The sequence below is a fragment of the Streptomyces qinglanensis genome (assembly GCF_900111245.1).
Classification (GTDB): domain Bacteria; phylum Actinomycetota; class Actinomycetes; order Streptomycetales; family Streptomycetaceae; genus Streptomyces; species Streptomyces qinglanensis.
The window spans coordinates 87,078-101,064 of sequence record NZ_FOGO01000018.1 but is presented as its reverse complement, the minus strand read 5'-3'; the positions used below and the strand labels follow the sequence as shown (position 1 = coordinate 101,064).

Sequence of the window (13,987 nt, the reverse complement as noted above, 5' to 3'; positions counted from 1 at the left end):
TTTCGGGCGCACCGTGGGAGCGTAGGGGCCCGAGCGACCCCGTGAGAACGGCCGGGGCCGTGTGCCCCGGAAGAACATTCGTACGAGGGAAGGACAGCCATGCGGGACGCGTACCACGAGGAGCTGGACTCGATCGGGGACAGCCTGGTCGAGATGGCCCGGCTCGTCGGCTCCGCGGTCGGGCGCGCCACCACGGCGATGCTGGACGCGGACCTCAAGCTCGCCGAGAGCGTCATCGCCGCCGACGAGAAGGTCGACGACATCCAGCGCGACCTGGAGACCAGGGCGATACAGCTGCTGGCCCGGCAGCAGCCGGTCGCCACCGATCTGCGGATCGTCGTCACCTCGCTGCGGATGAGCGCCGACCTGGAGCGTTCGGGTGACCTGGCGCAGCACGTGGCGAAGGTCGCCCGGCTGCGCTTCCCCGAGTCGGCCGTCCCCCAGGACCTGCAGGCGACCCTGCTGGAGATGGGGCAGCTCGCACAGCGGCTGATGGCGAAGGCGGCCGAGGTGATCGTCACCAAGGACGTCGACCTGGCGATGCAGCTCGAGCAGGACGACGACGCCATGGACCTGCTGCACCGCACCCTCTTCCAGCACCTGATGGACGACCGCTGGAAGCACGGCATCGAGACCGCCGTGGACGTCACTCTGCTGGGCCGCTACTACGAGCGGTTCGCCGACCACGCCGTGTCGGTGGCCCGCCGGGTCGTCTACCTGGTGACCGGCGACTACGCGGACGAGATCGACCCCGCGGCCGCCGCGGCCGGTGCGGCGGACGCCGCCACGGGCGGCACCCCGGGCAGCACGGGCACTCCGGGCGGCACGGGCAGCACGGGCACCCCGGGCAGCACGGGCAGCGGGGACGACGCGGGCGAGGGGACCGCGGCGGGCGAGAGCCGGTAGCTCTCACTCCGGGGCGCTCCCGGCGGGCACCGCCCGCCGGGCGGCGTGCACCCGCGCGCCCTTGATGCGCCCGTGCCGCCGCGGCCTGCAATGGAGACGGTCATGTCTGTCCATGACTGTCCCTGCCGAGGAGGGCACGATGGCTGACTCCACCGAACCGCTCCGGACCACGGCCGACCAGCCGCCGACCGCACCGACGGAAGCCCGGCACCTGCCCCTGCTGGGGGCGTGCGGGTGCGGTGCCGGCTGCGGCTGCGGCTGCCAGTCGGGCGGCCCCTGCCAGTGCGGGGGTTCCTGCGGCTGACCGGCTGCCGTCACGCCCCCGCGCCCGCGCCTCGCGGGACGCGGGCCCGGGGGCTGCGGCGGACAGCACGCGAGCACGCCCGGGGTCCTGGCCGGTTCGCGCCGGTCAGGGCCCCGCGTCGTATCCGGGCTCCGGAGGGGGCCACGGCAGCCGGACGGTCAGCGTGAACATGCCGTCCTCGGGGCCGTAGGCGAGGGTGCCGCCCTCGATCTCCAGCCGCTCCCGCAGCCCCGTCAGCCCGGCACCGGCGCCGGGGATCGGGGAGCCGGTGCGCCCCGGGGCGCTGCCGGCCGGCAGCGGGTTGCTGACCCGGACGGTCAGCTCCTGCTCCACTGCGCCCGTCACCCGCACCTCCACCGGCCGGCCCGGCGCGTGCTTGCGCGCGTTGGTGAGCCCTTCCTGGACGGCCCGGTAGGCGGTGCGCTGGAGCTGCGGGCGGAGCGGATAGCCGCCCTCGCCGTCGGCCCGCTCGGGCAGTGCCAGCTCCAGCCGTACGGTCTGGCCCGCGGCCCGCGCCTCGTCGACCAGTTCGCCCAGCCGCGTCAGGTCCGGCTGCGGCCGGGCACCGTCGGACGTCCCCGGCGTCCCGGTCGCGTCGACGGGGACGCCGGAGGCACCCGGGACATCGTCCTCCTCGTCCTCGCGCAGCACGTGCAGCACGTCGCGCAGCTCCTCCAGCGCCTGGTGCGCGTTGTCGCGGATGACGGTGGCGCTCTCGGCGATCTCCGCGTCGTCCAGCGCGGGGCCCTCGCCCGCAGCCGTGCGCTGCGTCCGGTAGGCCAGCGCGCCCGCGTGCACGGACAGCAGCGAGACGCGGTGCGCCAGTACGTCGTGCATCTCCCGGGCGATCGCCCGGCGCTCGGCCCGCCGCACGTCCGCCAGCCGCCGCGTATGGTCCGCCTGGGCGCGCACCGCGTCCTCGCGCAGCTTGAGCACGAGCTGGCGCCGGGCCCGGGTCGCACTGCCCCAGGTGAAGAAGAGCAGATAGAAGACGAGGACGAACGCGGCGACCGTCCAGCGCTCCTCGTGCGGCACCCCGTAGAGCAGCACGTAGGGAAGCGTGGCCGCCAGATGCAGCAGCAGCACCAGCGCGGCCGTGCGGGGCGGCACGCGCAGCGCCAGATTGAAGATGATGACGGCGAGCGCGCCGACGACCGTGTCGGTCAGCGCGGCGGCGGGCACCGCCGCCAGCGCCACGCCCAGCGGCCACCTGCGCCGCAGCCACAGCGACAGGCAGGCCAGCGCACCCAGCGGCGGATCGATCGCCACCAGCCAGCCGGGCAGGTACTCCTTGGCCTCGGCCTGCTGGAAGAGCGCCGCCCAGCACAGCACCGCCCAGCCGAACAGCAGGACGTCGACGACCCAGTCGCGGGCGCTGCGTCGCACCCGCCGCGGGTCCGGCGTGCCCCCCGCAGTCGTGCCCCCCGCGGTCAGTTCCCCAGGCAGCAGCCGCTGCGCCAGCGCCGAAACGGGGTGGATCGTCATGGTCCGAGCGTATGCGGGAACCGGCCGGGCGCCCGCCGGGCCGGCACCGGCCGGGCGCCGCCGGGCGCCGGAGCGCCGGGCGTCAGCGCTTGGCGTACCCCGAGAAGCCCTGCCAGTCGATGAGGACGCAGGGTTCCTGGCCGACGACCCAGGCGTCGTGTCCGGGCGGGCAGTCCAGGGCGTCACCGGGCCCGATCTCGACCTCGTCGCCGTCGTCCATCACGATCTTCATCCGCCCCGAGACGACGTACCCGGCGTGCGCCGCCTGGCAGCTCTCCGTCCCGGCGATCGGCCTGACGTGCTTGGACCACTGCCAGCCCGGCTGGAACGTCCCCCGGCCCACCTCTCCCCCGGCCATGTTGACGACCTCCAGTTGCCCCGTACCGCCCTCGAAGGGCCGGACCTCGTCCGGCGCGTCGAAGCTCTTGCTGACAAGTCCCGCCATAGCGCACCTCCCGCATCGACCGTCCCCCGCCCCATCGTCCGGGGACCGGAGCGTGATCGCATCCGGGAGGCGGGGCGGGCGGGCCGGGCGGGGCGGGGCGAGCTGACTCCGGGGCGCACCGTCGCGCGGTTGCGGTCGCGACCGGCGCCGGGAGCGCGTGCCGACGACAGACCCCCTGTCCGCAGCGGATCCGCGGACAGGGGTTGACGTGCGCGTGGTGCTGCGCGGGGCCGAGAGGCTGCTTCTTGCCCGGGTCTTGTCGGGGATCTTGGTGACCTGCGTTTTCGCTGCTCATGAGTGGTGGGCTCGCGCGTCTGGTGGTCGTCTGCCGTCCTTGGCCACTGTCGAGCGGCCTCGGACGGCCCAGAGACGGCCCAGCTCCGCCCGGCGGGGCGCCTCCGACATGCCCGTTTGAACCTCAGCCGACGACAGCCAGCCACGACGGCGAAGACGCTGATCGGACACGCGCGCGTATGCCTCGCTGCACCCCCACCGACCTCAGCCACGCTGCCGGGCTGTCAACCAGAGCAAGTCACGACGGCAGGTGGGTGACGACGGTGCGGGAGCTCTCAGCTTGGGAAGCTGCGATCATCTAGGGTTGGTTGGTGTGCTGACCTGAGCGAACGCTAGGTGAGCGGTGTTCTCGGTCCTGGTTGCTTTCACCGTGATTCCCCGCTGTCCCTCGCTGAATCTGGTGCGCTTGTGGTGCGCGCCTTCATCGTTCAGACTCGGCGCTGCCTATCGCTTCTGCGCTCGGTAACGCCTCATCAGCGCGGTGATCCTCGCTTGATCCGCCTGCCCATTGAGTTCTGCCAGGAGATCGTCAGGGCACAACTCGTAGAGATCGCCCCACCATCGGCGGCCTCGGTTGTCCCAGATCCGGTAGCCGCCCGGCACACCCCTGGCGACGTAGCGTCTTCTGCTCACCGTCCCTCTACTCCCCGTACGGATCGTGACGTCGTCCAACCTCGTTCCCGGCGCGGACCATACGGAGGCGAGGGCCGTCCCGGCAAGGCAATATGCGGCAGTTGGGCAACACGTCCTCCAACTGTGTTGGTGGGGTGGTGGGCGTCGCACGTAGGCGTTCACCTGGATTCACGGATCGCTCGCTCGTAGGCTGCACCTGACTCCTGGTCTCGCCTGAACGGTCGCGAACGGGGCTGAATGAGACGGAAACTGAGACGAGCGGCCTTCACGGGTTCCCCGTCACAGACCTGGGAGTGCCTTCATACTCACCCCGCTCGCCACGGTTCGACATGACGGCATCTTCCTCGCTGGGTGTAGCCGCCGGGCACGCCCACGCTGACGGAACTCAAGAAGGGCTCGGCCTCCCGGAAATGGCCGCCCGCCGCCGGTGCGCCACTGGACTCCTGGGTAGACCTGGCGCAGGGACCGGAGAGCGGCTGAGACGAGGCCGCAGCGCTTATAACCCTCGTAGGAGTGAGGCGCCTCCACCCAAACGATCTTGCACGCATCGCAGACCACGTACTCGGCCTCGAAAGCGAGGTTGCATCTGACGTAGTCCGCACGGATGCGCCAGCCTGTGCGCTCGTAGTAGCTGGCGGACCGGTCGACCCAAGGCTCCGGTGGGGTGGCGATCCGGTCGAAGTGGTACGACGCGGGATCCATCCATCGGCGAAGCCGGTCCCGAAAGGTCGGCTTGTCGAGCCACTCCCGTACCCAGTACACGCGGTCAGCACGGCGGGCCACAGCACGAATTGCCACCTCCCTGTCTGCCATACGCTTGGGGCTGCTGCACGTATAGGTGACAGTCGGGTTTCATGCCGCAAGGGCTGCGGCGGGCTTCATGGTGGTCTCGTACTCGATGGGCGCCAAACGGCCCAGCCGTAGTTGAGCCGCAGCAAGCCCGTGTTCGCCTCGCCCAAGGGTGGCAAGCTGCGCGACGTGCCACTGCCCGCCCCCGTTGCGGATGCGCTGCGGGCACACATGATGCAGTTCCCACCTGTGGAGATCACGCTTCCGTGGAAGACGAGGACGGGGCCGATGGTGACACAGCGGCTGCTCTTCACCTCACCCACGGGTAACCACATCTGGCGGAACGTGTTCAACACTGACGAATGGAAGCCTGCGCTTGCCGCAGCCGGGGTCACCCCGGAGCCGAAGCTCGGCGAGAACTACGCACCGGCTCGCGAGCACGGCATGCATGCGCTCAGGCCCTTCTACGCGTCCATGCTGCTGGACGCCGGGGAGAGTATCAAGGCCCTGGCGGACTACCTGGGGCACTCCGATGCCGGACTCACGCTTCGCGTTTATGCGCATCGCATGCCATAAAGCCAGGAGCGGACCAGCAGGGCTATAGCAACCACCTACAAAAAACCCAAGAACCGTGCATCATTAACGAGCATCCAAAAAATAACCGGTCCCCAAAATTATCCCACCTCGGCCGAGATATATATCCACGAGCAAGTCAACAAACCTTCAGAGACTAAATAAGTGATTCGTCGCGATAATTTGTCACCGCCACGCGACCGGCCGGGTGGCCGACCGGTGCCGGGTGGCCACTTGGATGGCCAGGTGGGTGGGTGGGTGGGTGGGTGGGTGGGTGGGTGGGTGGCCGAATAAGCGGTCAACCGCATAGGCGCCCGTCCGGTTAAGTACAACTGACGGAAGCCGACAACGTCTACCCCGAGCGCCTCAACCTCGGCAGCCGACTCAATTGAGTCTCCCGAGCAAGCCGCAGAGCGCACCTTCGCCGATGGCTCCACAATCCACCCCACGGGGTACATGGAGCTGAATTTGGTCTCCGAGTAGATCCGTGGTTTGATTTCGCCTCGGATAGAAAAGAGGCCGCCTCCGCTGGCACGGAGACGGCCCAATCTCCATCCGCGCTCGTAATCCCATTCAACTACTCAACACGATGGAGACGACTAGCATGTCACGTTTCGGACTGACCATCGACGTCTGCCCCCGCGAGCTGCCCTTCTGCCTGACCGGTGCGGCCATCGGACTGTACGGCTACTGGCAGGACGCGTTCGTGGCGATCTACATCCCGATGACTCTGCTGTTGCTCTCCCGGATCACGGTCCGGCGCTGGCGTAGCCAGCACTCGTAGCGAGCACGGCCCGCAGATAGAGCGAAGCCCCCTGCCCGCGGGAAACCGCGGGCAGGGGGCTTGCTCGTGCTTCGGTGCTACTTCTTGCCCTGGTTCTTCACCGCTTCGATGGCGGCCTTGGCGGCCTCCGGGTCGAGGTAGGTGCCGCCCTTGGTGACCGGTGCGAAGTCGGCGTCCAGGTCGTAGACGAGCGGGATGCCGGTGGGGATGTTGAGGCCGGCGATGTCCTCGTCGGAGATCCCGTCCAGGTGCTTGACCAGGGCACGCAGCGAGTTGCCGTGCGCGGCGACCAGGACGGTGCGGCCGTCGAGCAGGTCCGGGATGATGCCGTCGAACCAGTACGGCAGCATCCGCTCCACGACGTCCTTGAGGCACTCGGTGCGCGGCCGCAGCTCGCTGGGCAGGGCCGCGTAGCGCGGGTCGCCGCTCTGCGAGAACTCGGCACCGTCTTCCAGGGCCGGCGGCGGGGTGTCGTAGGAGCGGCGCCAGAGCATGAACTGCTCCTCGCCGAACTCGTCGCGGACCTGGGCCTTGTCCTTGCCCTGGAGCGCACCGTAGTGGCGCTCGTTCAGCCGCCAAGAGCGGCGTACGGGGATCCACAGGCGGTCCGCGGACTCCAGCGCGAGCTGCGCGGTGCGGATGGCGCGCTTCTGCACGGAGGTGTGCAGTACGTCGGGCAGCAGGCCGGCGTCCTTGAGCAGCTCGCCGCCGCGGACCGCCTCCTTCTCACCCTTCTCCGTGAGGTTGACGTCCACCCACCCGGTGAACAGGTTCTTGGCGTTCCACTCGCTCTCGCCATGGCGGAGCAGGATCAGCTTGTACGGTGCGTCGGCCATGCCGGAGAGCCTACGCGCCCCCCGGGAGCCCGGGCACGAGGTGGGGTCCCGTCGCACAGCGGGACGGCGAAGTGTGGGGTGCGGCCACATGGGGGCCGGGGGCGGGGTTACCTAGCGTGCGGCGGCATGGTCTCCGCTTCCTCGTCGTCCTCGTCGTCCTCGTCGTCCTCGTCGTCCTCGTCCCCACCCGGCTCCGGCTCCGCCGAGCCCCCAGGGCCCGCGCCGGGCGGGCAGTCGCTGCGCCGGATCGTCGCGGCCAGCCTGGTCGGTACCACCATCGAGTGGTACGACTTCTTCCTCTACGGCTCGGCCGCCGCGCTGGTCTTCAACAAGCTCTTCTTCCCGGACTCCGATCCGCTGGTCGGCACGCTGCTGGCGTTCCTGACCTACGCGGTCGGCTTCGCGGCCCGCCCGGTGGGCGCGCTGGTCTTCGGCCACTACGGCGACCGCGTCGGCCGGAAGAAACTGCTGGTCATCAGCTTGCTGATGATGGGCGGCGCCACGTTCGCCATCGGGCTGCTGCCCACTCACGCGACGGTGGGCGCGTTCGCCCCGGTCCTGCTGACGACGCTGCGGCTGGTGCAGGGCTTCGCGCTGGGCGGCGAGTGGGGCGGCGCGGTGCTGCTGGTCTCCGAGCACGGGGATCCGCGGCGGCGCGGCTTCTGGGCCTCCTGGCCGCAGACCGGGGCCCCGGCCGGTCAGCTCCTGGCCACGGGCGTGCTGGCGGCCCTGACGGCGCTGCTGTCCGACGGCGCGTTCGAGAGCTGGGGCTGGCGGGTGCCGTTCCTGCTCTCCGGGCTGCTGGTGGTGGTCGGCCTGTGGGTGCGGCTGGCCGTGGACGAGTCGCCCGTCTTCCGGGAGGCCCGTGCCCGTGCGGAGGCCCGCAAGGAGCGGGACCGCGCGGCGGGCGCGGACACGGCGGAGGAGATGCCGCTGCCGGCCGTGCTGCGGCACCACTGGCGGGACGTGCTGGTCGCGATGGGTGCCCGGATGGCGGAGAACATCAGCTTCTACGTACTGACCGCGTTCCTGCTGGTCTACCTGACCGATCACCTGGACCTGTCCAAGCAGACCGGGCTGAACGCGGTGCTGATCGCCTCCGCCGTCCACTTCACCGTCATCCCGCTGTGGGGCGCCCTCTCCGACCGGGTCGGGCGACGCCCTGTCTACATCCTGGGCGCTGCCGGTGTCGGGGTGTGGATCTTCCCGTTCTTCGCCCTGCTGGACACCGGCAGCTTCGGGCTGATCCTGCTGGCGGTGACGGTCGGACTGGTGCTGCACGGAGCGATGTACGCGCCGCAGGCAGCGTTCTTCTCCGAGCTGTTCGCCACCCGCATGCGGTACTCGGGCGCCTCGATCGGCGCGCAGTTCTCGTCGGTGGCGGCAGGTGCTCCGGCCCCGATGATCGCGACGGCGCTGCTGGCGGAGTACGACGGTTCGGCGCTGGTGTCGGTGTATGTGATCGCCGCCGCGCTGCTCACTGTCGTGGCGCTGGCCTGCGCGAAGGAGACCCGGGACCGGGACCTGGCGACCGTGGGGGAGCCGGGCGCGGCGGCGGCCGGGGCCCCTGGGGCGACGCCCGCCCCGGACTCCCCCGGCTCAGCCGCCGAGGGCGCCCGTCAGCCGGTGGAGCCGTAGGGCGAGCTGGATCTCCAGCGCGCGGTGCGGCGCCTGCCAGTCGTCGCCCAGCAGCCGGCCGACCCGCTCCAGCCGCTGGGCGACGGTGTTGACGTGCACGTGCAGGACATCCTTGGCGCGCACCGGGCTGGCGCCGCTCTCGAAGTACGCGTCGAGGGTGGCCACCAGTTCGGTGCCGCGCCGCCGGTCGTAGTCGAGCGCCGGGCCGAGGACGCGGCGGACGAATCCGGTGACGTCCCGCGTATCGGCCAGCAGCAGCCCGAGGAAGCCCAGGTCCTCGGCCGCGGCGCCGTCGCCGCGGCGGCCGAGCAGGCTGAGCACGTCCAGGCAGCGCCGGGCCTCCGGGTAGGCGTCGGCGACGGATCCGGGCCGGGTGGCCGGGGACGGTACGGGCGCGGAGGCGCCGACGGTGACCGGGCAGCCCACCGCGCGACCCAGTTCGGCGGCGGCCAGGCGCGCCGTGCGGGAGACGGCGTCGGCGGCGTCGGGGGCCGGGGCACCCCGGTCAGCGGTCCCGGCGACACCCCGGTCAGCGGTCCCGGCGGCGGCCCGGTCAGCGGTCCGGTCAGCGCCTCGGTCAGCGCCTCGGTCAGCGCCTCGGTCAGCGCCTCGGTCGGCGCCTCGGTCAGCGCCTCGGTCAGCGGCTTCGAGGGGCAGCAGCAGGACCAGTCCGCCGTCCCGGGTCGCGGCCAGGCCGCGGCGGGTGGCGGCCAGATGCGCGGCCGCGGACCACAGGCGCTGCCGTTCCGCCTCGTCGAGCGCTTGCCCGGCGTCGTGCGGCGCCCCGGTGGTGGAGGCGTGCGCCGCGTCCCCGGACGGGGCGCCGGACGGCGTCCCGGCTGCGGACGGCGCCCCGGCGCCGGGCGCCCGGTCGAGGCGGGCTGCCAGCACGGTGTGCGGTACGTCCAGGTCGGCGCCGACCCGCGCGGCGCGGTCGCGCAGCAGGTGCGGATCGCGGTGCGCGGCGTCCAGCAGGTCGTCCAGCAGTTCGCCACGGACCCGCTGTTCGGCCTCGCCCGCCGAGCGGCGGGCGAGTTGCAGCAGCGAGGTGACCATCGCGGCGCGCTCCAGGGTGCGCTGGTCCACCGGGTCGAGGTCCGGGTGCCCGTGCAGCAGCAGCGCGCCCAGCAGTTCGCCGCCCGCGGAGACGGCCGCCACCCAACTGCCGCCCTCGCGCACGGCGTGCCCGTCGCGGCGGGAGCGCTCGACCGCGGCCGGTACGCCGTCGGAGGGCACGGAACCGGCGGGCGCCCCTTCCGACAGCGCGCCGGACGCCTCGCCACCCGTCGGTACGCCACCCGCCGGTGCGCCACCCGCCGGCACGTCGTCGAACCGCACGCTGTCGCGGAACTCCACCCGCCCGCCCAGCACCTCGGCCAGCGCACGGGTCACGTCGTCCACCCCGCCGCCGCGCAGCACCAGTTCCGTCAGCCGGTCATGGATGTCGGAGGCACGGCGGATGGTCTCGTTGACCGCGCGCAGCCCGGCCAGCGCCTGGGTCGTCTCGGTGAGCAGGCGGGTGCTGTCGATCGCGACGGCCGCATGCGCCGCGAACGAGCGCAGCAGCGCGATCTGCTCCGGTTCGAAGACGCGCTCGCGCCGGTCGGCCGCGTACAGCACGCCGATGACCTCCCGGCCGCCGAGCAGCAGCGGCACCCCGAGGATGGCGACCAGCCCTTCCTCGCCGACGCCCCGGTCGATGGTGCGGGTGTGCTGGAAACGGGCGTCCCGCGGGTAGTCCTGGGTCGCGTAGGGGCGCGCGGTCTGCGCCACGAGCCCGCCCAGCCCCTCGCCCATGCCGAGCCGCAACTGCTGGAAGCGGGCCGAGACCGAGCCCTCGGTGACCCGCATGTAGGTGTCGCCCCGCTCGGGGTCGTTGAGGGTCATGTAGGCGACCTCGGTGCCCAGCAGGCGGCGGGCGCGCTGGACGATGGCCTGGAGCACGTCGTCCAGGTCGCCGAGTCCGGCGAGGTCGTGCACCGTCTCGAACAGCGCCGTCAGCTCCGCCTCGCGGCGCCGCCTGCCCTCCAGCTCGGCGCGGATGCGCAGAGCGAGCTGCTTGCCGTGTTCGGCGGCGTGCCCGGTCCCCTCGGTGGCGATGTGCGCCGCCGGGTCCTCGTACGCCGCGGTCGGGGCGCCCCGGGCCAGCAGCTCCAGATAGCCGAGGCAGGCGGCCGGCGCGGCGTCGCCCGGCGGTGCGTGGCCCGCGGCGCTCTCGTGGCGTGCGGAGCTGTGGCCGTCGGGACCGTGGTCGGTGGTGCTGTGCATGGGCACAGGGTCAGTGAGCGGTCCAGGCGCCGTCGAGAGGCAGGGAGGAACCCGTGAGGAACCCGGCGGCGGGAGTGCACAGATAGGCGACCGCCTCGACCACCTCGGACGGCTCCAGCAGCCGCTTCAGCGCCGAGTCCGCGAGCAGGACCTCGGCCACCACCCGCTCCTCCGGGATGCCGTGCGCCTCGGCCTGGTCCGCGATCTGCCGCTCCACCAACGGGGTACGCACATATGCCGGGTTGACGCAGTTGGCGGTCACCCCGTGGGCCGCCGCCTCCAGCGCCGTCGTCTTGGAGAGCCCTTCCAGACCGTGCTTGGCCGCCACGTACGCCGACTTGTAGGCGGAGGCCCGCAGCCCGTGCACGGACGAGATGTGCACGATCCGGCCCCACCCCTGCGCGTACATTCCCGGCAGCGCACCCCGGGTGGTGCGGAACGGCGCCTCCAGCATGAGGGTGAGCATCCGGCGGAACGCCTCGGGCGGGAACTCCTCGATCGGCCGCACGAGCTGCGTACCGGCCGCGTTGACGAGCACGTCGGCGCCGTCCGCGGCACGCTCCGCCGCGTCCAGCCCGTCGGCGTCCGTCAGGTCGAGGGGGTGGCTCTCCACGGGCGCCGCACCGACGGGCCCCTCGGCGGCCGCGGCGACCTCGGCCGCCAGCGACGCGAGCCCCTCGGGGTCCAGGTCCACCGCCCGCAGCCGGGCCCCCGCCGCCGCGAGCCGCAGCGCACAGGCCCGCCCGATGCCGCTCGCCGCGCCGGTGACCAGAGCCGTCCGGCCGGTCAGGTCCAGGTGGACGGAGCGGGTCGGTACGGGCGGCTGCGGGGGCGCGGACTCGGGCTCGGAGGCGGGCTCAGGCGTCATGGGCCGCAGCCTAGGAGCGCCCCGCGGGCCCCCGGATGTGGCGTCCCTCCGCAGTTCGTGCGGGCTGTATGTGCCCGAGCCACATGGGGGCGGTCAGACGGCGGCACATGTTTCCGACGGCGGCACATGGTTGCTGCCCCACGAGCGGCCGGGCGCCGGGCCCCCGGACGGTGGGCTCCGGACCGGCGGCCCAGGACCCACGGCCCCGGACCGGCGGACCCCGGACCCACGGCCCCGGACCGGCGGACCCCGGACCCGCGGGCCCGGCCCGGACCCGGGGAGCCGCTCAGCGGCTCCGGAGCGCCGCCCGCACCGCCCCGCACCGCCCGACCGGGTTCAGTTCCGGCGCAGGACGACGGCCGCCGCTCCCGCCGTCACGATCGTGGCGAGCAGCCAGCCCAGCACGACCAGCGCCAGGGCTGCCCACTGGGAGAGCCCGGCGGGTCGCCAGGCCGTCTCCTGCCCGAGGTCCAGCACCGGCAGCAGGAGATCGAGGGTGTAGATGGCAGGAACCCAGTGCGGCCCCTCACCGGGCGTGTTCGCAGCCGGCGGGTTGCGGGCGAACCACACCGTCCCTCCGGACAGCAGCAGGCCGAGCCACAGGACCGCGCGTCCGGGCCGGTATCCGTAGCCGAGTACCGCGTCCTGGACATGTTCCCAGGCCCTGAACGCCAGCGGGAGCGTCCGCCGCCTCCGCCGGAGCTTGGTGAGCAGGACAGTGTGCGCGTCCGCGTCCTCGCCTCCGGCCTGGAGGCAGGCGGCGAGACGGTCGTAGGGCTCGGGAGCGAACTCCGGGGTCGCCGCCCGCACCCACGCGAGCCGACGGGCCAGCGGGAAGGGGGCTCCCGGCGCGAGCTGTTCGTAGGTGAAGCCGCGCAGCACCAGTCGGCCGTCGCTCGGCCAACTGTCCGGACGGTCGACCAGTCGGCGCACGGAAGCGTCCTGGAGGACCACGCGGCCGCGCTCCGGTGCCCGGGGCGTGAACCGCAGCTCCGCCGCCTGCACGGAGCGCAACGAGAACTCCTGGTCCGCTGCCAGTTCCAGGTCCGCGTCCTGGAAGTCCAACGCACCCCCGAGCGTCGAGCCGTCCAGTTGGACGCCGCCGTGCAGGCGTGCGACCCGCGGCCGACCGTCCGGCGCGGACGGAGAGCCGCCCCCCGGACGGCGCGGAGCGGGGGCCAGTACGAGGTCCTCCCCGACGGTGAGCCGGGGCGCGGTGAGCACCGGCCCGCCGTCAGGATGCCGCAGCAGGCATCCGCGCAGGCTCACCGCGCCGCCCACCCGCGCGGCCCGGAGGGTCAGCTCGCCCGTGGCCCGCAGCAGGTCGGCCGCCACGTCCCGGGTGACGTTCAGCCCGTCGGCGTCCAGCGCCCGGGCTCTCCCGGCGCTGCCCAACCGCACCTCCTCCAGGGCGAGATCCGCGCCGATGCGGGCCTGCGCCAGCAGCAGACCGTGCACAAGGTCACTCCCGGTCAGCCGCAGATCGCCGGCGACGGCCAGCCGCTCCGCCTCCAGGCGCGGTATCCGGCACCGGTGCAGAATGACCGTGCCCGCTCGGCAGTCGACCAGCCGTAACGGCTCCTCCAACCGGCAGTGCCGCAGTTCGAAGGGGACGGTGATCTCCGAGTTCGACAGGTCGAGCGGCCCGGTGAGGCGGCAGCCCGCCAGCTTCAGCGCGGGCGCCCTGCCGGGCACCGGAGGCGGTCCGCCGAGGAGCAGCAGCGAGACCACCCGGGCCCGGACGGTGCGTTCGGGCCCCCAGGGGATGTCGCCGTGCGCGTCGTCCCGGGCCGGGTCCCCGACCCGCAGGTCGTACGCGTTGCCGTTCCGGTACGCGTGCCACAGTCCCGTCTCCGCTGCTGTCAGTCCCTCCGGCGGTTCACCGCTGTCCTGTTCGGCCACTGCGTCGCCCTCCCCCTCCGGCACCGCGCGGTCTCGACGCGACCGCGCCTTCCCGGACAGCAGATGCCCAACCCGGAGGGCACCAATCGCCTCCGCCGCCCGGGAACCGGTCGTCGGGACCGTCCGCCCCCGGACCCGCCCACCGTCCGCCTCCCGGAGCCGCCCACGGCCCGCCGCCCGGAGCCGCCGGCCGTCCGCCGCCCCGGGCCGCCGATTGACGGCAGCCGTCAATTCGCTGGCGGCCCCAAGAGCGCCCTGGGTA

General features: G+C 72.7%; 9 protein-coding genes and 2 pseudogenes. 4 read left to right on the top strand and 7 right to left on the bottom strand.

What is annotated here, in order from left to right; translation table 11 throughout:
* Positions 1-99: 99 nt before the first annotated feature.
* Positions 100-774, top strand: a pseudogene (phoU, locus tag BMX65_RS28560) (phosphate signaling complex protein PhoU); the annotation flags it as partial.
* 541 nt (positions 775-1,315) lie between these two features.
* Here phoU and BMX65_RS28555 read toward each other — a convergent pair.
* From BMX65_RS28555 to BMX65_RS33820, 3 genes are all read right to left on the bottom strand, one after another.
* Positions 1,316-2,695, bottom strand: a complete 1,380-nt coding sequence (locus tag BMX65_RS28555; RefSeq protein ID WP_075003250.1) for a sensor histidine kinase — start codon at positions 2,693-2,695, stop codon at positions 1,316-1,318.
* Positions 2,696-2,777: 82 nt separating this feature from the next.
* The gene (locus tag BMX65_RS28550; protein ID WP_075003249.1) at positions 2,778-3,140 is read right to left on the bottom strand and encodes a cupin domain-containing protein; all 363 of its coding nucleotides are present in this window, start codon (positions 3,138-3,140) and stop codon (positions 2,778-2,780) included.
* Between the two features lie 738 nt (positions 3,141-3,878).
* Positions 3,879-4,067: a hypothetical protein gene (locus BMX65_RS33820; protein ID WP_075003248.1), complete on the bottom strand. Its 189-nt coding sequence runs from the start codon at positions 4,065-4,067 to the stop codon at positions 3,879-3,881.
* Between the two features lie 924 nt (positions 4,068-4,991).
* On the opposite strand from BMX65_RS33820, the pseudogene BMX65_RS28535 reads away from it, so the two are divergent.
* Both BMX65_RS28535 and BMX65_RS28530 read left to right on the top strand, forming a co-directional pair.
* Positions 4,992-5,594 (top strand): annotated as a pseudogene (locus BMX65_RS28535) (hypothetical protein); the annotation flags it as partial.
* Positions 5,595-6,033: 439 nt separating this feature from the next.
* Positions 6,034-6,213, top strand: coding sequence for a hypothetical protein (locus BMX65_RS28530; protein WP_075003247.1), 180 nt, complete (start codon positions 6,034-6,036; stop codon positions 6,211-6,213).
* 77 nt (positions 6,214-6,290) lie between these two features.
* Here BMX65_RS28530 and BMX65_RS28525 read toward each other — a convergent pair whose 3' ends face one another.
* Complete coding sequence (locus tag BMX65_RS28525; RefSeq protein ID WP_075003246.1) at positions 6,291-7,049, bottom strand: phosphoglyceromutase; 759 nt, start codon at positions 7,047-7,049, stop codon at positions 6,291-6,293.
* A 126-nt stretch (positions 7,050-7,175) separates the two neighbouring features.
* Here BMX65_RS28525 and BMX65_RS28520 point away from each other — a divergent pair, with 126 nt between their 5' ends.
* Positions 7,176-8,687, top strand: a complete 1,512-nt coding sequence (locus BMX65_RS28520; RefSeq protein ID WP_239502291.1) for an MFS transporter — start codon at positions 7,176-7,178, stop codon at positions 8,685-8,687.
* Here BMX65_RS28520 and BMX65_RS28515 read toward each other — a convergent pair.
* From BMX65_RS28515 to BMX65_RS28505, 3 genes are all read right to left on the bottom strand, one after another.
* A complete protein-coding gene (locus tag BMX65_RS28515) occupies positions 8,649-10,955 on the bottom strand; it encodes a helix-turn-helix domain-containing protein (protein WP_075003245.1) in 2,307 nt (768 codons plus the stop codon). The genes BMX65_RS28520 and BMX65_RS28515 overlap by 39 nt on opposite strands.
* A 10-nt stretch (positions 10,956-10,965) precedes the next feature.
* The gene (locus tag BMX65_RS28510; RefSeq protein ID WP_075003244.1) at positions 10,966-11,823 is read right to left on the bottom strand and encodes a 3-hydroxybutyrate dehydrogenase; all 858 of its coding nucleotides are present in this window, start codon (positions 11,821-11,823) and stop codon (positions 10,966-10,968) included.
* Positions 11,824-12,159: 336 nt separating this feature from the next.
* Complete coding sequence (locus BMX65_RS28505; RefSeq protein ID WP_075003300.1) at positions 12,160-13,725, bottom strand: hypothetical protein; 1,566 nt, start codon at positions 13,723-13,725, stop codon at positions 12,160-12,162.
* Positions 13,726-13,987 lie beyond the last annotated feature (262 nt).

Bases quoted from the DNA above. Each gene is read 5' to 3' on its own strand.
- BMX65_RS28525 (WP_075003246.1), bottom strand. From the start codon at position 7,049: ATGGCCGACGCACCGTACAAGCTGATCCTGCTCCGCCATGGCGAGAGC.
- BMX65_RS28515 (WP_075003245.1), bottom strand. From the start codon at position 10,955: ATGCACAGCACCACCGACCACGGTCCCGACGGCCACAGCTCCGCACGC.
- BMX65_RS28555 (WP_075003250.1), bottom strand. From the start codon at position 2,695: ATGACGATCCACCCCGTTTCGGCGCTGGCGCAGCGGCTGCTGCCTGGG.
- BMX65_RS28530 (WP_075003247.1), top strand. From the start codon at position 6,034: ATGTCACGTTTCGGACTGACCATCGACGTCTGCCCCCGCGAGCTGCCC.
- BMX65_RS28510 (WP_075003244.1), bottom strand. From the start codon at position 11,823: ATGACGCCTGAGCCCGCCTCCGAGCCCGAGTCCGCGCCCCCGCAGCCG.
- BMX65_RS28550 (WP_075003249.1), bottom strand. From the start codon at position 3,140: ATGGCGGGACTTGTCAGCAAGAGCTTCGACGCGCCGGACGAGGTCCGG.
- BMX65_RS28520 (WP_239502291.1), top strand. From the start codon at position 7,176: ATGGTCTCCGCTTCCTCGTCGTCCTCGTCGTCCTCGTCGTCCTCGTCG.